Annotated in this window: 18 protein-coding genes and 3 pseudogenes; 12 read left to right on the top strand and 9 right to left on the bottom strand. The window is 64.6% G+C overall.

Going from position 1 to position 23,240, the window contains the following annotated elements:
* Positions 1–44 precede the first annotated feature (44 nt).
* Entirely contained in the window at positions 45–494 is a 450-nt protein-coding gene (locus ABD481_RS42970; RefSeq protein ID WP_344671689.1) for a hypothetical protein, read from the bottom strand.
* Positions 495–1,072: 578 nt separating this feature from the next.
* On the opposite strand from ABD481_RS42970, the gene ABD481_RS42965 reads away from it, so the two are divergent.
* On the top strand, positions 1,073–1,585 hold the full coding sequence (locus ABD481_RS42965; protein WP_344671688.1) for a hypothetical protein: 513 nt from the start codon (positions 1,073–1,075) through the stop codon (positions 1,583–1,585).
* A gap of 857 nt (positions 1,586–2,442) precedes the next feature.
* On the opposite strand, the gene ABD481_RS42960 is transcribed toward ABD481_RS42965, so the two are convergent.
* Entirely contained in the window at positions 2,443–3,849 is a 1,407-nt protein-coding gene (locus ABD481_RS42960; protein ID WP_344671687.1) for a recombinase family protein, read from the bottom strand.
* A gap of 462 nt (positions 3,850–4,311) precedes the next feature.
* Between ABD481_RS42960 and ABD481_RS42955 the strand changes: the two genes are divergently transcribed.
* The 4 genes from ABD481_RS42955 to ABD481_RS42940 all read left to right on the top strand — a co-directional run bounded on the left by ABD481_RS42955 (position 4,312) and on the right by ABD481_RS42940 (position 11,747).
* Complete coding sequence (locus ABD481_RS42955; protein ID WP_344671686.1) at positions 4,312–9,240, top strand: hypothetical protein; 4,929 nt, start codon at positions 4,312–4,314, stop codon at positions 9,238–9,240.
* Positions 9,241–9,343: 103 nt separating this feature from the next.
* Positions 9,344–10,840: a hypothetical protein gene (locus ABD481_RS42950; protein ID WP_344671685.1), complete on the top strand. Its 1,497-nt coding sequence runs from the start codon at positions 9,344–9,346 to the stop codon at positions 10,838–10,840.
* A 25-nt stretch (positions 10,841–10,865) separates the two neighbouring features.
* Positions 10,866–11,303: a hypothetical protein gene (locus ABD481_RS42945; protein WP_344671684.1), complete on the top strand. Its 438-nt coding sequence runs from the start codon at positions 10,866–10,868 to the stop codon at positions 11,301–11,303.
* Positions 11,304–11,312: 9 nt separating this feature from the next.
* A complete protein-coding gene (locus ABD481_RS42940) occupies positions 11,313–11,747 on the top strand; it encodes an HNH endonuclease (RefSeq protein ID WP_344671683.1) in 435 nt (144 codons plus the stop codon).
* A gap of 556 nt (positions 11,748–12,303) precedes the next feature.
* Here the strand turns inward: ABD481_RS42940 and ABD481_RS42935 are convergent.
* The 5 genes and pseudogenes from ABD481_RS42935 to ABD481_RS42915 all read right to left on the bottom strand — a co-directional run bounded on the left by ABD481_RS42935 (position 12,304) and on the right by ABD481_RS42915 (position 17,505).
* Positions 12,304–13,408: pseudogene (locus ABD481_RS42935) on the bottom strand (integrase core domain-containing protein).
* Positions 13,409–13,484: 76 nt separating this feature from the next.
* On the bottom strand, positions 13,485–13,778 hold the full coding sequence (locus ABD481_RS42930; protein WP_344671682.1) for a hypothetical protein: 294 nt from the start codon (positions 13,776–13,778) through the stop codon (positions 13,485–13,487).
* 125 nt (positions 13,779–13,903) lie between these two features.
* Positions 13,904–14,944, bottom strand: a complete 1,041-nt coding sequence (locus ABD481_RS42925) for a hypothetical protein (protein ID WP_344671681.1) — start codon at positions 14,942–14,944, stop codon at positions 13,904–13,906.
* 141 nt (positions 14,945–15,085) lie between these two features.
* Complete coding sequence (locus ABD481_RS42920) at positions 15,086–16,300, bottom strand: NACHT domain-containing protein (protein ID WP_344671680.1); 1,215 nt, start codon at positions 16,298–16,300, stop codon at positions 15,086–15,088.
* A gap of 473 nt (positions 16,301–16,773) precedes the next feature.
* A complete protein-coding gene (locus ABD481_RS42915; RefSeq protein ID WP_344671679.1) occupies positions 16,774–17,505 on the bottom strand; it encodes an integrase core domain-containing protein in 732 nt (243 codons plus the stop codon).
* 92 nt (positions 17,506–17,597) lie between these two features.
* On the opposite strand from ABD481_RS42915, the gene ABD481_RS42910 reads away from it, so the two are divergent.
* Positions 17,598–17,792: a hypothetical protein gene (locus tag ABD481_RS42910; protein WP_344671678.1), complete on the top strand. Its 195-nt coding sequence runs from the start codon at positions 17,598–17,600 to the stop codon at positions 17,790–17,792.
* 139 nt (positions 17,793–17,931) lie between these two features.
* On the opposite strand, the pseudogene ABD481_RS42905 reads toward ABD481_RS42910, so the two are convergent.
* Positions 17,932–19,028 (bottom strand): annotated as a pseudogene (locus ABD481_RS42905) (integrase core domain-containing protein).
* A 148-nt stretch (positions 19,029–19,176) separates the two neighbouring features.
* On the opposite strand from ABD481_RS42905, the gene ABD481_RS42900 reads away from it, so the two are divergent.
* The 6 genes from ABD481_RS42900 (at position 19,177) to ABD481_RS42875 (ending at position 23,013) form a co-directional block, all read left to right on the top strand.
* Entirely contained in the window at positions 19,177–19,326 is a 150-nt protein-coding gene (locus tag ABD481_RS42900) for a hypothetical protein (protein ID WP_344671677.1), read from the top strand.
* Between the two features lie 8 nt (positions 19,327–19,334).
* A complete protein-coding gene (locus tag ABD481_RS42895; RefSeq protein ID WP_344671676.1) occupies positions 19,335–19,895 on the top strand; it encodes a hypothetical protein in 561 nt (186 codons plus the stop codon).
* Positions 19,892–20,803: an HTTM domain-containing protein gene (locus tag ABD481_RS42890; protein ID WP_344671675.1), complete on the top strand. Its 912-nt coding sequence runs from the start codon at positions 19,892–19,894 to the stop codon at positions 20,801–20,803. Before ABD481_RS42895 ends, ABD481_RS42890 begins: the two co-directional genes overlap by 4 nt.
* Positions 20,760–21,821 (top strand): GNAT family N-acetyltransferase, encoded by a 1,062-nt coding sequence (locus tag ABD481_RS42885; protein ID WP_344671674.1) that lies wholly within the window; start codon positions 20,760–20,762, stop codon positions 21,819–21,821. Before ABD481_RS42890 ends, ABD481_RS42885 begins: the two co-directional genes overlap by 44 nt.
* Positions 21,822–21,987: 166 nt before the next feature.
* On the top strand, positions 21,988–22,476 hold the full coding sequence (locus ABD481_RS42880) for a hypothetical protein (protein ID WP_344671673.1): 489 nt from the start codon (positions 21,988–21,990) through the stop codon (positions 22,474–22,476).
* Between the two features lie 135 nt (positions 22,477–22,611).
* On the top strand, positions 22,612–23,013 hold the full coding sequence (locus ABD481_RS42875) for a hypothetical protein (RefSeq protein ID WP_344671672.1): 402 nt from the start codon (positions 22,612–22,614) through the stop codon (positions 23,011–23,013).
* An 8-nt stretch (positions 23,014–23,021) separates the two neighbouring features.
* Here ABD481_RS42875 and ABD481_RS42870 read toward each other — a convergent pair.
* Positions 23,022–23,111: pseudogene (locus ABD481_RS42870) on the bottom strand (IS5 family transposase); the annotation flags it as partial.
* Between the last annotated feature and the right edge of the window lie 129 nt (positions 23,112–23,240).

The raw sequence follows: 23,240 nt of genomic DNA, 5'->3' as shown, positions 1-23,240 counted from the left end.
CCCTCACCGAGCCGATCCACCGGTCTTGAGCATTGCTCCCTGTGTCACCTTCCGAATCGGATCCCGCCAGAGACGTCACCGGTCTGTGCGACGTTTCCATGCACAGTGCCGCTGATGTCCTTGCTGGTCGTCACCATTGTGAGCGACACCGCCGACCGCGGCTCCAGCAGCATAGGCAGGGTGCGGACGGCATCGGCGAGTTCGGGCCGTGCCGCCAGTTGGCCGGCGAGGTAGCCGGCCCAGAACAACTCCATCCGGCCCGCACGCTCCGGCTCCGGTCCCTGCCCGGCGACTGCCAGTGCTTGCTCCCTGGCCAGGTCAAGTTCGGCGTGGGCGGCGGAAAGCGCGGCGGGGTCCGGGCCGGCCGGGTCACCGTCAGAGCGGTGTCGCGCCCACAGCCTGCACAACGCCGAACGAACCTGGCCCCAAGAATCGGTCAAGACCGCTGTGACCAGAGACTGCGCGCCGGACATCACCACATTCGCCAGATCCATGCCCCGATCGTACGTATCGGACAGTCTGCGGATAAGAGCCCATGCAGCTATGCGCCAAACACGCGGCCAGCTCAGCAGTAACTGAACCGTACCGGGATCCTGCCGTACTCCTCCGTTTGACTGCAGGTCAGAGTCACCGCCCTGACCTGCAGGCAAATAGGGACCGTGGCGCAGTCCCGGTACGGTTCAACCTGCACCGCATCCGGGGCACCGCGACAAACGCCTTCGGCATAAGCGCCGGCCCGGTCCCAACAGATGACCTCCACGCCCGGATGCTCGACCAGCCAGCGGGTCAGCGGCGCGGAGTCACGACCGGCAGCACGTCGACGACGCGGTGCGTCTCGCAGTCGGTCAGCACGGTGCTGTACCGGTGCACGCCGGGTGGCGAAGTCGTCGACCCCCAGCACTCTGGGCGTCAGCCGTTCCGGGTCCGGCAACGCCTTGACCAGCCGAATCAGCGTCATCCGCCCGATCGGGACAGCGGCTGCCGCAGCCAGACGAGCCCCGGCCCGCCCGACCAGCGCCAAACCGATCCGCTCACGCAGAGGTCGACGCGGAGCTATGCTCAGAGTGTGTGCTTGGAAACTCACAGCGACCTGACTGTGGATCTGGATCGAGCCACCGGCGCTCTGACCATAAAGATCAGGACCAGCAGGGTGCATACGCAGCCCGATTTCATCATCAGCTCGGCCATCACGACTCTGGACGAAACGGCGACTCCGACCCTGTGGCATGAGTTTCCGGACAAGGAAGTCACCAACCAGGAGCTCGGGCTCGAATACATCCTGTCCTTCGACGCTCCGCGGCTTCCCGATGTGGACTTCGAGGTCGGCGCTTGGCTGTCGTACTACGGCCTCGCGCCGCATACCGGATTCGAGCCCGTTCGGCTGCGCAGCAAAGGCGGGGTGACCGTGGCGTTTCGGTGGCACCGAGGAGACCTTGTCAGGTCGTACGCTTTCCAAGGCCTCGACGACGCGGTGAACGAGGCCGACTTCTCGGCCAGCCGCATCGACAAGGCCACGTACAGGCGACGGCATCTCGAAATCCATCGCGTCAAACGGCCTGTCGTACGGGCCCCTGACCGAACGTGAGCAGCAGCATCCCCGCAAGTCGCAACCGGCCCATTCGAGTCAAGCTTAATCCGCGGGTCCGGGTCCAGTACCCTGACGGCGGGCCGCTGAAGCCCCACGCGGCTTACGTTGGTCATTGACCCAGCTCTGGCGGCACGCCCCGGCGTGAGTTGAGGTATGCCGACGGCACCTCTCCCGCATCCCGACACATCAACGTGCATCAAAACTGGACGTAGACGGCACGCCACGCTGGCGTATCCCCACCAACAGCTCTTCTGGCGACCATCCCAGCGGTCGTAGCACGGCTGGCGCAGAAGACCTCCGCGGTAGTTTCGAGGGCCGCCATACGACGGCCCTCGAAACACACCTCCGAACGCCCACGTCATCGGCGAATTCAGCTGACTCAATTCACCGGAAACGGTTTACAGCGAAGACGATTCGAGAGATACTCGAAGTGCGGTTAACGAGGTCTGCACTTTGTGACTGGCCAGCTGCGGATGGCGCTTGATCGGCTACGGGAGCGGCGTGTCGAGCGAAATCAATCCGTCAAATAGCACTCGGACACACAATTACCCCATATCGGGCTGCTTTCGGGCAGCCCTTTTTGGCGTCCGGGCCTGAATTCCTGCTATCCCGGGCGCTGGTCGTGCCTATTATCACCTCCCAGCGAATGCGTTCCTCGACGACGGCCGTCGTGTGACGACGGGTCGCGCGGTCCGGACTCCTCCTTCCCCTGATCGCAGATGATGGATACCGGCTCGTTGGTCAGATCGTGATGCGCACAGGATGCTCGCTGCCGGTCTCCAGCGTCCGAGTTCTGGAGTCGTAGCGAAGCTCAAGTGCGTGCTCGCGCAGGTGGTCAATCACCTCCTCGGGTGTCAGCGGAATGGGGCGGGCGGCGCTGGCAGTAGCGCCGGTAATGACCGTGGCCGGTTCGGCGACGGTGAGTCGGTGGTGGAGCAGCGGCAGCTTGGCCAGCACCCGGTCTTCACGCAGGTAAACGTTCTTCGGCCGGGGCGCGCCGGGGTCTTGGGCGCTGGTATGGCCGTGCCGGCAGCGATAGCCGGGGCCTTGTTGACCCAGTGCCCCTCGAAGGACCGGCCGCAGACTGTACAGCGCAGCAGCCCCTTGAGCCGGTAGTCGTGCTTCGCTCTGGCATGCTTGGCGCGCAGAGCCTGGACGGCGATGAAGTCTGCCTCGCTGATCAGGGCCGGATGGGTGCGGCGTTCGGAGATGACCCACTGGTCGGGGTTGTTACGCCGACGGACCTCGGTGCGGCCGAGCGCGAGGTTGGCGGGGTCGATCAGGTCGCGGTCGGTGCGGGTGCGGCCCCAGACCATGCGGCCGGTGTAGACGGGGTTCTGCAGGATCTCCCGCACTGTGCCCAGGGTCCACTCGGCACCGGTGCGGTGCGGATTGCTCTCGGGGTCGGCCGCCGATGGACACGGGATCGCGGCGTCGTTCAGGGCCCGGGTGATCCGGGCCAGGCTGAACTCCTGCAGCCGCATCGCGAAGATCCATTCGATGGTTGTCGCTGCAGTCGGGTCGATACCGAACGTGTGCAGTCGGACCCCGCGCTTCGCCTCACGCCTGTTCGGGTGCGGGCCGGCGTCAACCAGCAGGTAGCCGTGCAGGACCCGGCCGCCCTCGTAGCGGCCCTGATCGCGGACCTGCACGGTCATCGCATTGGTGACCCGGGCCCTGGCGCGCATGACCTCGCGGCGAGCCAGGATGCCCAGCAGGTCCATCAGCTCCTCGACGGTATCGATCGACGGATCGACCCGGCCGCCGAGCTCCGGCATCCACAGCTGCACACCGTGCGAAGCCAGCAGCGGAGCGACCAGGCTGTAGTGGTTACCGCAGAACGCCCGCTCGTTCGAGCCGATCACCACCGCGTCGAAACCGCGGTTCGGGTCCTCCAAGGCGGCCAGCAGAGCTGCCATGCCAGGGCGCCGCTGCGGGGCCACGGTGCGGCTCTGCCCAACGTCCGAGAACTCGACCACGATTCGCCCCTCGCCAGCGATCGTCGCCAACGCCTGCCCCAACTGCCAGGCTCGGGAGGTCACCGGGTCCTGATGGTCCTCGGTCGACACCCGCCAGTAGAACGCGAACCGCAAACCGCCGACGGCAGCCTTCGCAACCCGGCGAACCCGGCCTCCGGCCCAGGAGGCAAGCAGGCTCTGGTCCGGCAGGCCCAGTCCGAAGACACCAGGGCGCGCGAGCACGGAAGCCCCTGAAACGTGCTGCGGTGCCGGAACGGACAGCAGGGAGAACAACGCGGGCATCTCTACCTGCTTCCGCCTCGCCATGGTGCACCACCTGTTGCCGCTGGTCAGTCGCCCGATAGCTTCTGCTCTTGGTGTCTCAAGGCTTCGTATATCCGGCAATCCGGGCGTAAGGTGGCACTGCGCGGCGTAGCTGTGGCGCTTGGTCCGATCGTAATTCGCTGGCCGGTATCTCCGGCCACGGAAAACAGTCACGTAGAGCTTGCGATGCGCCACTGGGTTGCTCATCGCTGACAAGGCTCAGAGGCGACTCGTGCGAGTGAACCGCACTGACTTCCATCCACTGTTGGTTTGCCACCAGGCCAGCGGTGCCTTGGCCTGGAGCAAGTGAATCTGCGTGGTGAAAGGCTGGTGTGGTTCACTCCATCGCGAGCGGTAGTTGCGGGAGAATGTTCGGCGCGGAGCGCCGCCCGGCGTTCTGCCGGTGCGTGTCTGGTGCGAGAGTGGGTCAGGGTGCTGGGCGTGGTGTTCGTGCACGGGGTGCGCTCCTCGGCCCGGGTGTGGGACGGGTTCGCCTCGGTGATGGCCCAAGATGAGGAGTTGTCTCGGCTGGTGTGCGAGCCTGAGCAGCGGTTCGAGTATGCGACCGCCACGTTCGGGCCGTTGAAGCCATCGAAAACGCTCCCATCGATCTCGACGGCGGCGGACACGATGAGGGAGTACCTGCTCACCGAGGCTGACAATTTCGAGCGCCTGGTGCTGGTGGGCCATTCGCAGGGCGGCCTGGTGATCCAGCGGTACCTGGAGCGGATGCTGGCTGACGGCCGCGGCCTGGAGCTGGCGCGGATCCGGCGGGTGGTGCTGCTGGCCACACCGAACACGGGCTCGCAGCTGTTGTCGACCCTGAGGCGGTTCCTGGTCCACCGCCACCCGCAGGAGGTTGAGCTACGGCCGTTCAACGAGCTCGTCAACGACGCGGCGCGTAGGGTGCACCGAGACATCGTCAACGCCCCGCTGGTTCCCACCGAACGGACTTGCAGGATCCCGTTCTCGGTCTACGCCGGCTCCACCGACGGCGTGGTCACCCGGGCCTCGGCACAAGCAATGTTCCCCGACGCCTCGGCGCTGCCTGGTGACCACAAGAGCATCGTCGCCGTCGACTCCCCGCGGCATGCGACCTACGCCACCGTCCGCAGGCTCCTACTACAGGCGGCCACCACTGTCGACCCCGACCCCCCTCCGGATACAGGCGCTCAGGCCAGAGACGGGCGATGCGATCTTGCAGGCGCCACTCTGCCACGCTCATCAACACATGCCCAGGCGTGGCGGGTATTGGACGCGTTGTCACGTCGGCTGCGGGATCGAACCCGAGCGACCCTCAGCGATGGCCTTGCCAGTCTCACGCTGGCGCGATCGGCAGCATGCGAGACACTGAGCGCAAAGATGACGACCGTTGGGATGAGTCCCGGCGCGCTTGTCGTGACAGGAGAACCAGGCGCCGGCAAATCAGCGCTCACACTCCAAGCGGCGCAACAGCTGACGGAAGATGAATGGGCCGTCAATACACTGAGCCTTAGCGGTCTACCCGATTCCGTGTTGGACCTCGAAAGCCGACTAGGCGCAATGCTGACCGAGGTCTTGGCCTCGACCGCCGTCGGCCGAGGCCGACTACTGGTGCTCGACGGCTGCGAATCAGTGCTGGCGGGCCGTGACCAGCTCCTAACCGAGATCGCCACTACAGCCTTACGCGCTGGTCTGGGCATCGTCTGTGTCACCCGCAACGACGGCCGAAAGCAAACCACCGCATGCCTCAACAGAGCTTTGGAGGTGGCGAACCGGCCCGAGACAGTCACAGAGTACGAAGTTGCCGATCTGGAACCCACTGAGGTCGACCAGATCTCGGCGTCCTTCCCTAGACTCGCTGGACTCGTCGGCGACACAAGAACGGCTTGGATTCTCGCCCGGCCAGGACTCGTCGACCTGCTGCTGCGATCCGATGCGACGATCGACGCCGATGGACTGGTATCAGAGGCGGACGTCCTCGTCGCGGTTTGGCGCGGCTGGGTACGTCACGATGAGATCGCCCGGCCCGGCTGCGGCACACCGGATGACCGAGAGCGCACGATGCTGTGGCTTGCCCGGCAGCAGCTCGGCCTTGATCCGGGCGATCTACCGTCATCGCGTGCCCTAGCATCGCTACGTTCAGATGGCCTGCTGCTGGTTCCAGACCCGACCAGTGCGTGGGGCCCGGGCGATGAGTTCGCAACCGACATCATCAAAGACTTCGCAGTGGCGGTGCTGCTGGCCGCCCATGGCTTCGGCCTCCTGACGCAAGCCGACGGGTCGCGGTGGGCGCTACGCGCCACACGACTTGCATGTCAGCTCCGCCTGGCCAAAGGCCCCAATGCCAGGGCTGCGTTGCGTCAAATCAGGACCGACCTAGAGGATGTTGCCTCGAAACACGGCCAGCGGTGGGCGGAGTTGCCCTGGGAAGCGCTCCTCACCTTCCGCACCGCGCAGTCGACGATGGCCGCAGTGTGGCCGGATCTCATTGCTGACGACAGCGTTGCCCTGCGGATCCTGGTCCGGCTGGCGCTACAGCGCTACGTCCGACTCGGCATTGGCGATCCGATCGTGTTAGAGCCGCTGGTGGCGCTCATCTTCTGCAGAGAGCATGATCTCGGTCACGAACGCTCTTACGACCAAAATGAGTTCACGAGGCAGACCCAGCGAATCGTGCTGGCTTACCTTCGCGGTCTGATTGCAGAGGGCAGACCGCGCCATGGCCTCCGCCGACAGGTACGTGATGCGCTGATTGAGCGCTATGCCCCGGCGCGGGAGGAGTTCGCCATTGAAGCGTTGGCGACCCTGGGCCCTGATCTTGACGATCGTGTCGAGACGTTCTTTATGGATCTGGTGAATGACGGAGGCTTCGAGCTCGGACCGGCGGTGGAGGAAAGCGGCGCGACGGCCGCTCTATCGCAGCATCAACCGGACCTGCTGCTGACCCTTGCGGAGGCGTACTACATCGACCATCGCCATACCGAACTTGGCATCGACTTCGAGGGCGGCATCCGCAGCCACCAAGCGGGCGGCTCGCTCAACGATCCAATGGCCGCCTGGTGCTACGGCCCTTTTTTCCATCTGCTTCGAACTCGCCCTGCGCAGACGTTCGCTCTGATCAATCGCATCTTGGACCATGCCGCAGCGATCGAGGCTACTCCACACACTCTCAGCTATTCGGCGCAGCCCCAGCAGGAGACCGCTGAAGGGTTGGAGCTGGATCTGCTCGGCGACGGTCAACGCTGGTACGTCGGCGACGTTGGAGTCTGGTGCTGGTACCGCGGCTCCAGTGCCGGACCGCCGCCGTGTATTAGTGCACTGCTGGCGGTCGAGCGTTTCGCCGACCACCTCCTGGACGACCGTGGCGTACCGTTGGCCGACCTTGCTGGCGCGCTGCTTCGCGACTGCGGCAACCTGGCCATGCCAGCCCTGGTCATCGGGCTGTTCGTCCGACGCCTCGAGACTGCCGGCGAGCTACTCGACAGCTGGCTTACGAACCCCGAGCTGTGGCAGTTGGAAAACGCCAGGGTCGTGCACGAAGCGATAATGCACGTACAAGGACAGGACGCAGCTGACCTTACCGGCATTGAGCGCCGCCGCCTCTCCTTCGGCGATGTGGCCTCGGAGATGACCGTGCGTGCCTTACTGGCCCGGGACTCGATGCGGCTCGCGCAACTCAACGAAATCGGCGACGAACTACTGCGCTGCGCCAACTCCGGATACAACGCCACGACCCCCGAACGCTTGCAGGTGGTGGAAATCTGGGCCTCCCTATTCAGACCGGAGAACTACCCCATCGTCCAGGAGGGGTCCGACAGGTTCATCCAGTACAAGCACCCCGCGCACATCGCTGAGGCGATCGCTCCGAAACTTAACGATGTGGCCCACGGCAGCGAAGCCATGCGCCTACAGAACACCTACGCCCCGCCTGTCGGTCCCCCTGAGGTAGTGGACATCCACGCCCTCGCGTTAGACATCGCCACCGCGCGCCGGCTCGCGGCCGATCCGCCGGACTCGGGCCCGCTCTATGCCGCTGACCCCGTCGTGGCAGTCGCTGCCACCGCCATCCTGGCTGCGGCAGACAACCGGGTAGCACTGTCCGAGGACGACTTGCGCTGGGCTGCCGAAGCGATCGTCGACGCTGCGAACAGCCCTTTCATCGACGCGATGGCCTACGATTCCACGGTCTACCCAATGGGCGCCGATCGATCTGCGGCGGCAGCCTTGCCTGCTCTCCTGCTTCTCGGCTTCGACGACCTCGCCATTGACCGAGACCAACTCACCAACGCCCTGCTGGCCTCCTCGACCAGCCGCTCAAACGAGGTGCGTCTGGCTCTCGCCCACGGGACGTATCGCGTCTGGACCGCCCCTTGCAGGAAGTCGGCAGGCCCTGCACCGTGCCACCACGAGCTGCTGTGGAACGTCGTGCAAGCTGGACTGCAGGATTGCCGCCTCGGCAGCTGGGACCTGCGCACACAGCGGCGGCCCATTGAGCACCTTCCGGGCCCATACGAACAGACCCTTCCTGACGTCGCCACCGAGGATCTGCTCCTAAGCCGCCTGGATGCACCGCTGGTTGCCACAGCCCCGGCGTCATACACAAGCAGCTGCGTCTCTGGGGCCGCCGGACGGCTTCTTGAGGTGCTCGTCGAGACTCGCAGCCGTGTTGCCAGGCACTGGAAGGCCAAGCGTTACGCCACCCACGGCGACCGACAGCGGTTAGCTGTCGCCCGCGCCCTCGTACAGACCAGCGTTGCAGGAAGTCCTGAACCTCTTGAGGCCTACGTCATGTCCCTGTGCCCCGACGAGGCGGTCCTGTCGGAGACTCTTCGGGACCTGGCCCTCGTATTTACCTATGACGCGGCCTTGCGCAGATCGCTGCTCCCGCAGTGGCGCCGCATCATGATCATCGTGCTGGACGCTGCGGAAGCTGGTGTGGCCATGCACGACGAACAAGGCCGCCACTATGACCGAGCTGTCGAAATGCTCCTGCCGACGCCACAGGTCGACCTCATGGACTCGGATGTCGACACCACTCTCGGCACCGCGCGGTCAGGGTGGATCGACCCCGAAGCCATCGCCGACCTCTTCACGCGATGGCTTCCGTTCGCACAGCGAGACCCGCAAAGTGCCGACGGCGTAGCTCAGTTGGCCCGATGCGCATCGGTGTCGTGGCAGACAGCCACGGGCCTGCTGTGGGTCGAACTCGTGCTCGATGGGAACTACAAAGCTGTCGCAAGGCACAGCTACTTTCTGCCTGGATGGCTAAGCGAGGTAGCAAACCACCCTATGAGCCCAGAAGAGCGGGCGCGGTGGCGGCGCATCGTCGACGGGCTGGCGGCGGCTGGCGACCGCCGAGCCGTTGCTCTGCAGAAGGCTGACGAATGATCGGCTCAATCCCTCTGGCCAGTGGTTCATGCGCGATATCGGCATGCGCCCTGTCAGTGCTCTGCGGTGAAATAGCCCTGTGGTACCCAGTTCAACGAACCCCATGGTCCAAGATGGCGAGTACCGAAAGCTGATTCGGCGGTTTCCACCGAGTTCCCTGCTGCCGCGGATCGCTGCAGCGGCAGCGGTCTACTGCCGGCCAGGCGAGCAGCATCCGTGGCTGAACAGCCCTGGGCGCAAATACACGCCGTGGGCGCTGGCCGATGCCGCACGCGTCTCGCTTGTACACGGCAACGAGTACCGCAGCCGCCAAGCCGGCGACCAGGACCTCTTTACGATCCTGAACGCCTATAGCCAACTGGACGACCCGTTCCGCACGGCCCAGGACCCGGTCGAACACCGGCTGAGGTTCCTGCTGCGCATGGCCGGACAGCAGCTGATCTGGCAGGAGTTCCAGCGCAACGATCTGGCCCGTAGCGCCGCCATGCTGGTCCACACCGCCTCCGTGAAACCCATGCAGCACCTGAACAACGGCTGGGATACCGCGATGTACGGCTGCTCGCTGACCGAGTACGTCGGCATCACCCAGTTGCTGTGGTCGGTCATCCTGGACCATGCCGGCTGGTTCGACCCCCGTCTGCTGCCGTCGGTCGAGCAGTTCGCGGCCGACCCCCGACTCGAGCAGTTCACGTCGGCGTATCTCGACCCGGAAATCACGTTGCAGGTCATCGAGAAACACTTCGCGGCTTCGTCCGCCTGGCTGAAGGACAACGACCGTCTCGTCAACGCCAGGGTCCGTCGCGGCTCCGGATACGATCTGCAGCTTCGGCGGTTCGAGTACAACCCGCTGCGAGCCCGCCCCATGGTGACCGGGCTGGGCCCTGGCTACCTGTGCCCGGCGCCTGACCTGGTGTGGGAGAAGGCCACCCCGTGGGGCATCATGCTCTCCGGCCGGGAGCACTTCGGCAATGCGTTCCCCGCTGATGTCGGGCACCTGTTCGAGCAGTACATCGGGCGTCAGCTGCGTCTCCTGCCGGGCGCCGCCGTACACGGCGAGATCAAGTATCCAGGGCCCGGCGGGACATGCGAGAGCGCGGACTGGATGGTCGTGTTTGATGACCTGGTCCTTGTCATCGAAGCCAAATCGATCCTGCCGACGCAGCCAATGCGCCTGGGTGAATTGGACGCCTTGAGCGACATCACCGAGAAGCTCGCCAGGGCCCACCAACAGATCGACACGACTGTCGACCTCATCCGCCGGCGCCATCCCTCCTTCAGCGCCATCCCCGCCGACCGGATGATCCTGGGCATGACGGCCACACTGCAGCCGTTCCACATCGCCAACAGCCTCGACCACCGCCAGCTGCTGCCCGCGACGACGGTCCCGGTGAGCATCGCCAGCGCAGCTGAGATCGAGACGCTCGTCATGCTGGACGTCGCCTCTATCCCGCAGTTCCTCATCGACCTGGCCGCCGATGCCGAGCGCTCAACCTGGGCGCTGTCGACAGTCATGGCCGACCTGCCGTATCGCGCAAACCCGATCCTGGACCAGGCATGGATGTCCTACCCCTGGTCCGGACTCGCGGCGGATCTCGATTAAGCCGACGAACGGAGATAGGACTTTCATGGGCGGGACGCGAAACGCAGGCAGCGCTGGCTGGTTCGAGCACGGCTACTTCAGGACCTACAAGCTCGCCGACCAGGTCGAGCGCATGCTCGCGCAACCCGATTACCACTTCCTCGAGGCATTCACCCTCGACAACGCGATCCTGGACTTCGTGTCGCCGTGGCAGGGATCGACCGCCCTGAACAAGTTCATCCGCTACATGGCCGACGAACTCTTCGAAGCCGATACCGACGGCGATAACGGGAGGCCCAACCTGATGACGCTCCCGCAAGCGTCGGGCCACACCTTGGGGGTCCTGCCGATTGACGCGGTGATGTACCACTACGGAATCGACACGAACCCGTTCACGCCCCCGGCATCCGTAGGCCAAGACCAGACAGCGATCGCGAACGCGTACTACGGCTACATCGTCGACCTCCGATGGACCGCCGTGTAGGACACGGTCATGGAGCGCTTGGCCGACGAGGTGTTCTACATTATGTTCCTCAACCGCAGCGCGCTCCTGAACCTAAACCTCTACCTCGCCGGATACGTGCAGCAGCTCTCTCTTGACTTTGAGACAGAAGACGGTGACGACGGCGGCACCGTCGATCTGCACAAACTGCTCAAGCGAGAGGGAGTACTTCGACGCAAGAGCCCACCGGAATGGGCCAGGCGGGCCGTCTTCTTCCGGGACCGTGGATGCTGCGTCGCCTGCCATCGAGACCTCACGGGACTGCTAAGTCTTCTATCGAAGAAGAACTTCGATCACATGGTCCCGTTGGCACAAGGGGGACTGAATGACATCACGAACCTTCAGCTCCTTTGCGACAAATGCAATCTAGAGAAGTCCGATAAGACCGTAGCGACGTCGAGCCAGTATCAGCTCTGGTATGGATAAGAGTCGCGCTAACTCGACACCTGTCCGTTCAGTATGTTGAAGCGTCGACCGGCATAGGAAAATCGCCACTACATGCATTTGTTTGAGTCGCAGCGAAATAAGAGATAACCTCAATGGCCTATATATCGAATCTGGTATTTCCGCCGAGTGTGGAACCAGCGTTCCCAACGCCAACGCAGACGGGGTTGAACGGCCAGGATGGAAGCGAAACGGGCTGTGCGTGGAGCTATTGAGACACATCGAACGCCGCCGAGGCGAATCCCAAAGTCTTTCCACGAAGAGGTTGCAAGACGAACCCGGCGGCGCTACTCTCATAGGTGAGGGGTGAACCCCACGGCTACATGGTGAAGTCGACCAGATGCGTAAACGGTAAGCCGACGGGGAATATGCCCCAAATGGGGCCCCGGACTAGTGTATGTAAAGTACATGACGCCCCTCGGACACTGGAATTACGCACATATTCTCCGCCGGATCGGGGCTCGCTACCCGGTCCGGTTATTTTTTGTACTTCGACACGCACGGACTTTGCGCCTGCCGATAATGTCGTCGAGGCATGTCAGGCGGCGTGTCGGTACTCGTGCACGATGCCGCCGAGTCGGTCGTGTCGGCGGATGTCGAGGTCCGTGATTCGCTGTGGATCGGTGATCGGTGATCGGTGCGGGCACTGCACGTAGTGGAGCGGCCTGCTGCATCGCTTGGTGAGCGCGTTAGCGGTTGTAGTGCGTTTCGTACTCGTGCAGGGCGTGCAGCAGGTGACGCTGGCTCCAGATCAAAGTGCGGTCCAGCAGTTCGTGACGGCAGGTCTGCACCCACCGCTCCATCACCGAGTTCATCCGCGGCATGCGGATGCCACTGAACACGACCTGGATCCCCGCCTGTGCGAGGACCTCATCGAACAGCGGCGGGAACTTCGCGTCCCGGTCGCGGATCAGGTACTTGACTGTGGCTCCAGCGTCTTCCAGGTCCATGACCAAGTTCCGCGCCGCTTGGGTGAGCCAGGCGGCGGTGGGATGGACTGTGGTGCCCAGCACGCGGACCCGTCGGGTGACGTGCTCGATTACGGCCAGGATGTACTGGCGCTGCCCGGTCAGTGTGACGGTCTCGATGAAGTCACACACCAGCAGCGCGTCGGCCTGGCTGCGCAGGAACGCGGCCCATGTCGTGGCGGTGCGTTCGGGTGCCGGGTTGATGCCCTCCTCCTTGAGGATCTCCCAGACGGTCGAGGCCTCGACCTTGATACCCAAGGTGGCCAGCTCGCCGTGCACGCGGCGATAACCCCAACTCGGGTTCTCCCGGACCAGGCGCAGCACGAGCCGCCGGATCGAGGCGACCGTACGCGGACGCCCCGCCCGCCGGGGCCGGCAGGTTTTCGCATGGCGTCGGCGCATCAGATCGCGGTGCCATCGCAGGACCGTGTCCGGGCTGACGATCAATTGCAGCCGGCGCAACGAGGCACGAGATAGAGGTTGCAGCAGCGCTGCAAGAAAGGCTCGGTCCGCGGGGGTAAACGTAACCCGCGCTGGGCCGAGTTGCCGCTGCAGGACCGCGAGCTGATGACGCAGTGCCAAGATCTCAACGTCCTTGTCCCGGTCGCTCATCGGCAGCAGCCGCAGAGCCGCGAAGGCGTTGGTCACGGCGAGATAGGTCAGACGCAGCAGCACAACGGGCCATCATGCCCGAGACCTCGCCGAGACCACAGCACCAGATTCGATGCCCGTCGACCCCTCCAAACCAAGCCTACATATGCCGTTGACCTGCACGGACGACGAATTCGGCAGGCGCACAGCCGAACCGCGGGCCGAAGTAGTGGCCGAATTGCGCGCCGGCGACCGCGCACACCAGGACTGCGGCCGGGAGCAGCGGCAGCGACAGGTGCCAGGCCTCGGAAGCAGCGTTTTCGGCGGCGTCGCCGAAAACGCACTTCAGATAGCGCAAGACGGCCAGCTGTAACTCATGCCACAGTCGCGCGAATCCTGACTCCTGCCCGCGGTGAGCAACGGGCAGGGAGGAATCCAGGTTATTCTCGGCCAAAACCGAACCCCTCCGAGCGTGAATGCATCACGGCTGGCAGGCTCAGTAAGCGGTTCACTGGCGTCTACCTCAGGAGTCGCATCAGATCATTGAGTCGCTGACGGAGTCACGTCGACGATCAGCTCTCAGTGCGATAGTCGTTGTTTCAGATAGAAGAACGCGTCGGCGCTGAGCGACGGCTCAGTCCAGCGGAGCGCCGCAGTGCAATGCTTCGCGTCCAGACGACGGAACTCAAAGGTCAAGACCTTTAGTGACGATGGCAGGGCTCCGCGTATCGACGGCAGCACCTCGTGCCCGTCACGTACGGTGGCAATGGTCCAGCGCTGCGCGTCCGTCCGCATCACCACCTCGATGGCAGCGCCGGAACAGCCGGTCACCTTCATCGATCCGTAGAATCCGGTCAGTGGATAGACGGCATTGCGAGGGTGGACGAGTGTAAACGCGCTGAAGACCTCTGACCCGCTGGGCACACTCCAGGACCAGATTTCCGGGGGAATGCAGCTTTGTTCTATGCCGCTACACGTTTGAATGTCAACGACGTGGGACGGCTTCTGCCCCGACTGGTAATTGAGGTCCACGGTGCTGGACGCCAAACCGAGAAGGGCGAATACGGCGACTACGGAGGACACCTGGACGCCCAACCTGGCCAACGGCACATATTGAAGGTGCCGTAACCAGCTTGGCACGGAGTTAGTTGCTGGTTCCGGGGCGGCTGGCTCCGGCTCCGGCGGCTCCGGGGCGGCCGGCTTCGCATCCGCCGGCGCGGTGTTGTTGCGCAGGGTCTCTTGCAGGCGATCATGTCGGAACCGATAGATGGCTCCGTCCTGTCGAACGACTCCACGTCTATGTGCGTCGTGGAGGAAGCTCAAAAGGTTGAATGGCAGTCGTCTTGCCAGAGCGAGCCAGAATCTTGTGATCGTGAACGTGCCCCATGCGCTGCTGCTGAGTGTGCCCAGTGCCCAGGTCAGTCCGAGCACCGATGCGTAGCGCACTGCGGTTCCGCTGCTGGCGCCGAAGACAGAGGCGGACAGGACTCCGAGAGCAACACCCACGCACAGCCCCGAGAGGGCCGCCCATAATCCAGCGATCATTCGGTGGTGGCGTAGGTCGCTCAGCGGAGTGGCCAGCGTACGTTCATCGCTTTTGATTTCCGCCCACTGCATCATGCATGACAAGGCTGTACCAGGGATCATTATGACCGTGCTGGCCTCGGCCCCTGGCACGCCCCAAGCCAATGCGAACATCCAAGCGGTACCTCCGACGAACAGCGTTATCGGGACGACCGCGGCGAACCGTGAGCGCAGCTCCTACCACCGTAGATTCTGCGTGCGGCGCGCGAGGGTCCTCAGCCACCGCTCGGCCAGGTCTGCGGGATATTTCGGATCCCTCTGAGAGCCGTATGTCGCCGGGACGAAACGCCGCAACAGGTGGTCCTCTACTTGCTCCCTGCTGTGGAACTGATCTTTCAGCAGCTCCGGATCTGTCGCGGGGCTGGCGTAGGCGATCCGCGCCAGGAAGATCATCAGGGGAGTGGTGAGTGCCTCCGCGACGGGGCCTTCAGGTTCGGCCCGCATCCGGGGAAAGACCTGCTCCCATCGGTCGTTCACGCTCTTGCGCAGATAGGCGATCGCGAGATCGACCTGGATCTTCTTCATCTCGATGACCAGGGCTCCTGGCAGGTGCTGGCCGTTCGCATTGACCGCAGCTTGGTACTTCTCGCCCTGGCAGGTAAGGATCAGCGGCTTTGCTCCGATGAAAGAGTCGATTGCCGATATCGCCTCGTCGCGGTCGGTCACTGAGATCTCGTCGAGCCCGTCGAATACGGGGAGGACGCGGTTGCTATCGATCAGACGGGCAGCCGCATTGGGGCCGTAGGCGGCTACATCGGCAAGATCGGGATAATCCTCCAGGAGGCGGGCAACCATCCATTGTCGAAGCGAGCTGCTGGGCCGGTAGGAGGACAGTGGAAGCAGTACCGGCACGGGTTGGCCGGGCTGCCACCGCTCCAGCCACGTAAGCACCAGGAGCATTGCCAATACGGTTTTACCCGACCCGGGTTCGCCGAGGATGACCAACTGCCGGTCGGGAGGCGACCCGAGCTGTTCCAGCAGATCTTCCAGCCCGCCTTCAGCCGGGGCTTGTGCGATCGCGACGCCAGTACCCTGAACGGGGCGCGTGCTCAGCGACCACTGGGGCGGCAATTGGACCGAAGACACTGACCGCATGCGTGCCTCTTGCGTCCAGGAAATCCTGGACGATTCGCGCAAGGAAGCCGCGGCGGCTTGCAGCTGTTCGACCGTGCCGCCCGCACCGCCATCCTTGGCGGCTTGCATCCGACTCGAAAGCCACGGTCCCAGCAGTGCTACAACACCTAAGATCGTGGTGAGCAGTGCCGTTGCACGCCAGGAATGTTGCCGTATCAAGTTCAGCACCGGCCACGTCTGCCTCCCCGACGCGACGTTCGTCGCCAGGCCCAGCAGCGTGGAAGCAACGATGCCCACCAGCACGATCAGCCCGACCACTGCGGCCCACCATGAACCGCGCCTGCGACCGGACATTCATCCACCCCCACCGCTCGCCTCTGGGTACACCAGAACGCTCATTCAACTGTATGGAACACCAGACCAAAACCCGGCGGAGCGGCGGTGCGGTCCCACCGTGCGCAGCTGACCAGCTGACGGCGCACGTTCGTCGTGCCCTCTGCCGAACCTCCGAGGGCCGATCAGGCACGCGCACAGGCGCTGTCCAGGTGAGTCGCCGCGACAGCTGCTCTCATGGCTACTCGCACAAGCTGCCATCGAGCCACGGTATCCCCCCAGTTCTGCTAGGGAGGGCCGAAACGTGCATCCTGCCTGAATCAAGCGCCAGGATTCGGCTGCGGACCGGGCTTGCCGTCGGCCAGGCAGGCCGACGGTCCACCTCTCACCCGGCCCCGTCTGAGCCAGCCAGGGCTCGTATGCCGTACGGCTCCGTTACACCTGAGGGTGCCGATTACCTATGCCACCTGGTGGTATTCGTGGAGAAGGCCTCCGGCGCGATCGTGCCGTCGGATGCGGAGTTGCTCCAGATCGATGAGATTGTTTGGCAGTTGGCGCATCGGGGCGGCTTGGCCGAGGGAGCGGTGGGGCCGGTGGCCGTTGTAGAAGGCCTCGTAGTCGCGGAGCAGCCGCATGAGGTGCGGAACGTTCCAGATGAGTGTGCGGTCTGTGAGTTCGGCCCGCAGGCTGCGGAACCAGCGTTCCATGAGGGAGTTCTGGCGGGGTGCCCCGACCCCGGTCCGGATCACCTCGATACCGGCGGCTGCGAACACGGCATCGAATGCCGCGCAGAAGGAGGCGTCCCGGTCGTGCACCAGGTACCGGACGTGCGCCCCGGCGTCGTCCAGGTCCATCAGGAGGTTGCGGGCCTGTTGGACCACCCATTCCCTGGTCGGGTGCAAGGTGGCACCGAGGATCCGCACCCGGCGGGTCGCGTGCTCGATCATCGCCAGCACGTAGGCCTTGGATCCGTTCAACAGGTCCACGACCACGAAGTCGCAGGCCACGATCGCTTCGGCCTGGGATCGTAGGAACGCGGCCCAAGTCGGCCCGGCATCGCGGCGTGGCGCGGGATCGATCCCCGCGCGCTTCAGGATCTCCCACACTGTTGACGGCGCGACCCGGATCCCGAGGCCAGCCAGCTCGCCGTGGATCCTGCGATATCCCCACGCGGGGTTCTCCCGTGCCATCCGATGAACCAGTGCCTTGATGTCGCGGCGGGTCCGCGGGCGCCCCGGGGCCGTGCGGATCGGCGGGCCCAAGTGCGGCGCAGCAGATCACGGTGCCAGCGGATCAGCGTCTGGGGTATGACGATCCACCGGATGCGGCCGATCCGGTGCCCGGGTACCAGTCCCGCGAGAAGATCCAGCCACGCGCGGTCGGCCCAGGTGAGCTTGCGGGCGAGCCGTGGATCACGGCGTTGCGCGACGGCGAGCTGGTGCCGCAAGATCAGAATCTCGACATCCTTACCCGATGAATCCCGCGCCGCGAGCCCTACCCACGCGAACATGCGACTCACCACGAGATAGACCAGCTTCAACGCCACAACCCTGAATCATCGCAGCTCGCCGAGGTTGTCGGCACCCTGTCCCTGCCGAAAACTCTATCCGTGCAGTTCAGGCGGCATGCCGGTATTCGTGGAGGGTTCCGCCGAGGCGGTCGTCGCGTAGAATGCTCAGCCTGTTGATCTGGTCGGGCTCCGTGATGGGTGTTGGGACCGCGCGCAGCGGGGCGGCCTGGTCGAGTCCCTGGTGGGGACGGTGGGTGTTGTAGTGGACCTCGAACTCGCGCAGGGTGTGCAGGAGGTGGCGGGTGTTCCAGATCAGGACTCGGTCCAGGAGCTCACGGCGGCAGGTCAACACCCAACGCTCCATCAGCGAGTTCATGCGCAGCATCCGGACACCGGACAGGACGGTCTGGATGCCCGCATCGTTCAGGACCGCGTCGAAGCCCGTGGGTACTTCCCGTCGCGGTCCCGGATCAGGTACCTGACCACGACCCCTGCGTCTTGGAGATCCATGACCAGGTTCCGGGCGGCCTGGGCAACCCAGTCAACGGTGGGGTGAGCAGTAGCGCCCAGGATCCGAATGCGGCGGGTGGCGTGCTCGATGACCGCCAGGACATACTGGCGCTGACCGGTGAGGGTGACGGTCTCCAGAAAGTCACACGCCAAGATGGCGTCGGCCTGGGAATGCAGGAACGCCGCCCAAGTGGTGACAGCCCGATCCGGGGCGGGGTCGATACCCTCGGCCTTGAGGATCTCCCAGACCGTCGAGGCTGCGACCTTCACGCCGAGCACGGCCAGCTCGCCGTGGACCCGGCGGTATCCCCACTGCGGGTTCTCCTTCACTAGCCGCAGCACCAGCAGGCGGATCGAGCGCACCGTACGCGGCCGGCCTGTTCGCCTCGGACGGCTGGCCCTGGCGTGGCGGATCCGCATCAGGTCACGGTGCCATCGCAGCACAGTGTCCGGCCGGACCAGAAGCTGTAGGCGATGCAGTACCGTCGAAGGCAGCGGTGCGATCAGGGCTGCCAGGAACGCCCGATCGGCACCGGCGAACCTGGGTCGTGTTGGACCCAGCTGCCGCTGCAGAACGGCGAGTTGATGCCGGAGGACGAGGATCTCCACGTCCTTGTCACGATCACTCATCGGCAACAGCCGCAGCGCGGCGAACGCGTTCGTCACCGCCAGGTAGGCCAGGCATATCAGCACAAGAGGCCATCATGCCGCTACCGACAGGGCAGGTACCGACAGTCAGCCCCACGCATCGCCGACCTGCACGGATGAAGTTCTCGGCAGGCACAGGGTCCAAGCTGATCCCAAGAGTAGTCGAACCAGTGCACGAAGGGAGATCGATATCATGAAGCACAAGATCATTCTTGCGGTGACCGGTACGCTCGCCGCCCTGTCCGTCATCGCCCTGTCCGTCATCGCCCTGACGGGAGCGGGCCAGGCCGCGGGCACAGCATCACCGGCTGGAGACCACATCGTGCTGAACTTCGGGATCTGAATCCGGGAATGACCGGAACCGCAGCAACTGGCGAGGCTCCCGAGGGCAGCAGCACCCTCGGCTTCATCACAACCCTCGCGATCCTCGCCACGCTCCTCACTTCCACGCTGAGCCTTCAGTTGTTCCACAAATCGGAACCCGCGGCGGTCCGCCCGGCACGCCTAGCTTTTCACTCGATCTGGCCGCAGGGCTGGGCTTTCTTCGCCAACTACGGTGACCTGCCGACGCTTTCGGTCTTCCAGCTCGACCAGGATCCGACCACGGCGCCGCCGTTGGTCCCTCGGCAGATGTCGTCGAGCACCCTGTGGGGCTTGACCGGCGCCTCCATGGCGGGCTCACGCGAAGCCTCGTATATCAGAAGTCTCATTCCCGCGGAGTCTTGGCACTCCTGTGGCGGTTCCGTAACGGCCGGCTGCCTTTCGGATGCCGCTCCGTTGTCACTGGTCAATCGGGTGGACCCGGCCTCGCTCTGCGGACCGGTCGCTTTTGTTCTTACCGCACCGGAGAATTCCCCGGGGACGGAACCCGATACGACAGTCGCAGTTCTCCGCCTGGCGTGCGCGGCATGAGGCGACTTCTCGAATCAGCCGCCCGCTTCGATCCGCGAACCCCGGTCTTCGCCACGGCCCGCTCGCTCCTTGCCTTCGCACAGCTCTGCGGCATCCTGTTCACTCCTGATCGTGATCTCATTCTCGCCGTGCCCCATCCAGACCTGCCCGGACCGTGCGGAGGCATCAACGGGATCTCGATGTGGTGCGTCACCGGAGGGGATTCGACCCCGAACCCGTCGGCCCGGATGGTCGCGGTCGCCGTCCTCACGGCAGTGATGATCGGTGTGAAGCCCCGATGGTTGTGCATACCCCACTGGTACATCGCCTTCAGTGTGAGCACGAGTGTAACCATCGCCGACGGCGCTGCTTCGATCTCCGAGATAGTGTGCGAGCTCCTCATCCCCCAGGGCCTGGGGGATACCCGCCGAACGCATTGGGGTCGAAGCCGGGTTCCGCTCGCACCACACTGGCGGGGCAGCGCTTACGCCGCACACCTCGTTCTGCGCGCGCAAGTCGCGATCGTCTATCTGAGCGCCGCCATCATGAAAATGCAGCACTCCGCGTGGCGCCGCGGGCAAGCGTTGCGCATCATCATGCAGGATCCGCAGTTCGGCGCTCCGGGCCTTGTTCGCCCTGCGGTCGACAGCCTCCTGCGGCATGGCTGGCTGAGTTCGGCCGCGATGTGGTCGACGCTGGCCATCGAAGTCGGCATCGGCACCGCCATGCTCGGCGGCGCATCCGCTCGGCGCTATGCCCTGGGCGCCACGATCGTCCTTCACTTGTTCATCATGACCCTTATGGGGCTGTTCGGTTTCGCTCTCGTCATGATGGCGACAGTAGCTTTCGCGTCGACGACCACTCCCCTGAGAAAGGCAGCCACCAGTGCCGATCGAGTTCAGCCTGTTCGATCCGTCGTCCGCCGTTGAGCAGGATTTCGCCGAACACTTCGACGTGACGCGGTCCGTCATGACAGTGGACCATCCCGAACAGCCGCAGCCGACGCTCGAGGAGTACGTCCACCTGACAAGCCAGCCCGTCACGGCGCTGGGCCCGATCAGGCGATGGGTGGTACGGGAGGACGGTCAGATCGTCGGCACCGCGTCAGCCATGTATCCGCAGCGAGAGAACCGCCACGCGGCCGTCGTACGAGTCGCCATCTCGCCGGAACGGCGACGCCGGGGCATGGGCACCAGCCTGTTGCAGGCCATCCTGCCGGACCTGGCCGCCGAGGGGCGCACCGTCGTCGGCGCCAACGGCGTCAAAGCCGACGCCTCCGGCGAGTTGTGGGCACGACAGCTGGGCTTCGTGCGCACACGTGCGCACGTCCGCCAAATCCTGGCGCTCACCCAAGTGGACCCGGCCCTGTGGCAACGTCCCGTCCCTCAGGGCTTCCGGCTGGAGCACTGGACCGGGGCGGCGCCCGAGGCGCTGCTGGCGCAGTACGCCCGAGCCCGGACCGCGATCTTGGACGCCCCGCGAGGCGACACCACGTTGGAGACCGAGGCCTGGACCCCGGAACGGGTCCGCGCCCACGAGGCGGATCTGCGTGATCGTGACGTCCAGAACCACGTCATCGCAGCCGTCCACACCGCCAGTGCACAGATAGCCGGCATCACCGAGCTGGAACTCTGGCCCAACCAGCCCAACCTGGCCGTCCAGGGCGACACCGCCGTGGCCACCGACTTCCGCGGCCACGGCCTCGGGCTCGCCATCAAGGGCGCCATGCTGCGCCGACTCACCACTGAGCGTCCCGCGATCACAGAGATCTACACGCACACAACCCACGACAACACCCACATGATCACTATCAACCTCGCCTTGGGCTTCTCCACCACCGCGGTTCTGGCCGAACTCGAGATCGCATTGGCCGACCTCGTTAAGCGCTTGGAACCGCCGACCCCGTCGGCGGTCACGCAACCGTCGCCGGCACAGCCAGAACTCTGACCCGAACCGGGAAATCGCTCCACGTTGTGTGAATCAAGCCTCTGCTATGGTCCGGATCCTCATGGCAGGACAGGTTGTGGGCTCCAGGGTGGCGCTGATGTCCGTTCGTCCAACGATGCCTCGAAGCCTACGCCGGCTGGAGGCCTTGACGCGGCAGCCTTGTCAGATGTCTGAGTCCTTGGAGATTCGGACATGTTCGATGTCAGGCGTCGCCACGTACGAGGCGGTGACGAGTGGCCCGTCCGCCCAGCCGCAGCCAGTCGTGAAGGCCACGGCCACCGCACAAGCCGTGCCGCACGTCGACGTCGTCCACTGGGCTGGATCACTCACGTTGAAGGCCGGCGGTGGACTGCTGCTCGACGGGGACCCGCCGCACTACGACTATCGGGAGGCCAATCCGGACGTGGCGATGGGTGCAGCGACGCGCGGACAGGTAACGGACTCGGTAGCGCTGTGGTCCTCTGGCGGCATCCTGACCTCCAGGCAGTGTCGGGACACCGTCATCAGTTCCGGCGGCGGCATCATCGACATCCATCCCGGCGACAAGGTGCGTGCGCTCAGCTTGAACGGCCGACCCGCGATACTCACCGTCAAGTCGATCGCCCATGACTACGGGCCGACGGCATTCGACGTGACGATATGGGTGAAGCCGTAAGAGCGTGTTTTCATAGCTCATTTGGGCAGGTCAAGGCATGGCCGTAGATCTGTGACGGTTTTCCGAACGCTCGGGTTGGTGTCACCGTGACGCTGTTCCGAACGGTGCCTGTCGACGGCGGCCTATGCTGAGCCGATGCGCTACCTGATCGAGTCGTTCGCTGTGGGCGCGCTGCGTCGCGGGAGCAGCGTGGAGCAGTTCCTCGGCGTGGTGGAGGGCTCAGCGGTGCCGAGCGTCCGTTGGGTCGAGGTGGTGCCGCAAGCCGGTGGCTTCGTGGCCATGCTTCACGAGTCTGAGGACATCGGTAACGAAAGGTTCTTCGACTTGGTGGAGTTCCCGAACTTCCCCGGACCCGACGGGGAGGAGTGCTTCGGAATCGAGGTCGGCATTGCCGATCAGGCGTTGGATGCCTTGGACCTGGCGGAGGCGGTGACCGGCGCTGTCCGCCAGCGCTGGGTCAATGCTGGCGTCGCGCAGGACGAATACAGGGACTTCGTCCTCGCTGGCCGTCCGGCGCAGTGGCCGTCCGAGTCCTAGCCGACTGCCAATCGCCTTGTCATCAAGCGGATCGCAGCCCAGGTGATCAGGGCTTCGGAGACCTCTGGGAGGCGTTCGTAGTCGCGGACGTTGCGTCGGGTGTATGTAGCGGTTTGAAGTGGCCCGGGTCTGGCGGCTAGAAGTGGCCCGGCCTCTTGGCCATCCCAGATGCTGGGTTTCGATCTGATTGGCCCGGGCTGGGTCGGTAGAGCAGCGATCAGACCTGA

This window comes from Catenulispora yoronensis (assembly GCF_039531695.1).
In the GTDB taxonomy this organism is placed as follows: Bacteria; Actinomycetota; Actinomycetes; order Streptomycetales; family Catenulisporaceae; genus Catenulispora; species Catenulispora yoronensis.
The sequence above is the reverse complement of the archived record's forward strand: the minus strand, read 5'-3'. Positions and strand labels throughout refer to the sequence as shown.

Coding starts and splice junctions, on each gene's coding strand:
- ABD481_RS42940 (WP_344671683.1), top strand. CDS start 11,313: ATGGAGCGCTTGGCCGACGAGGTGTTCTACATTATGTTCCTCAACCGC.
- ABD481_RS42900 (WP_344671677.1), top strand. CDS start 19,177: ATGAAGCACAAGATCATTCTTGCGGTGACCGGTACGCTCGCCGCCCTG.
- ABD481_RS42970 (WP_344671689.1), bottom strand. CDS start 494: ATGGATCTGGCGAATGTGGTGATGTCCGGCGCGCAGTCTCTGGTCACA.
- ABD481_RS42895 (WP_344671676.1), top strand. CDS start 19,335: ATGACCGGAACCGCAGCAACTGGCGAGGCTCCCGAGGGCAGCAGCACC.
- ABD481_RS42915 (WP_344671679.1), bottom strand. CDS start 17,505: ATGGCACGGGAGAACCCCGCGTGGGGATATCGCAGGATCCACGGCGAG.
- ABD481_RS42925 (WP_344671681.1), bottom strand. CDS start 14,944: ATGATGCAGTGGGCGGAAATCAAAAGCGATGAACGTACGCTGGCCACT.
- ABD481_RS42880 (WP_344671673.1), top strand. CDS start 21,988: ATGTCTGAGTCCTTGGAGATTCGGACATGTTCGATGTCAGGCGTCGCC.
- ABD481_RS42960 (WP_344671687.1), bottom strand. CDS start 3,849: ATGCCCGCGTTGTTCTCCCTGCTGTCCGTTCCGGCACCGCAGCACGTT.
- ABD481_RS42890 (WP_344671675.1), top strand. CDS start 19,892: ATGAGGCGACTTCTCGAATCAGCCGCCCGCTTCGATCCGCGAACCCCG.
- ABD481_RS42950 (WP_344671685.1), top strand. CDS start 9,344: ATGGTCCAAGATGGCGAGTACCGAAAGCTGATTCGGCGGTTTCCACCG.
- ABD481_RS42875 (WP_344671672.1), top strand. CDS start 22,612: ATGCGCTACCTGATCGAGTCGTTCGCTGTGGGCGCGCTGCGTCGCGGG.
- ABD481_RS42945 (WP_344671684.1), top strand. CDS start 10,866: ATGGGCGGGACGCGAAACGCAGGCAGCGCTGGCTGGTTCGAGCACGGC.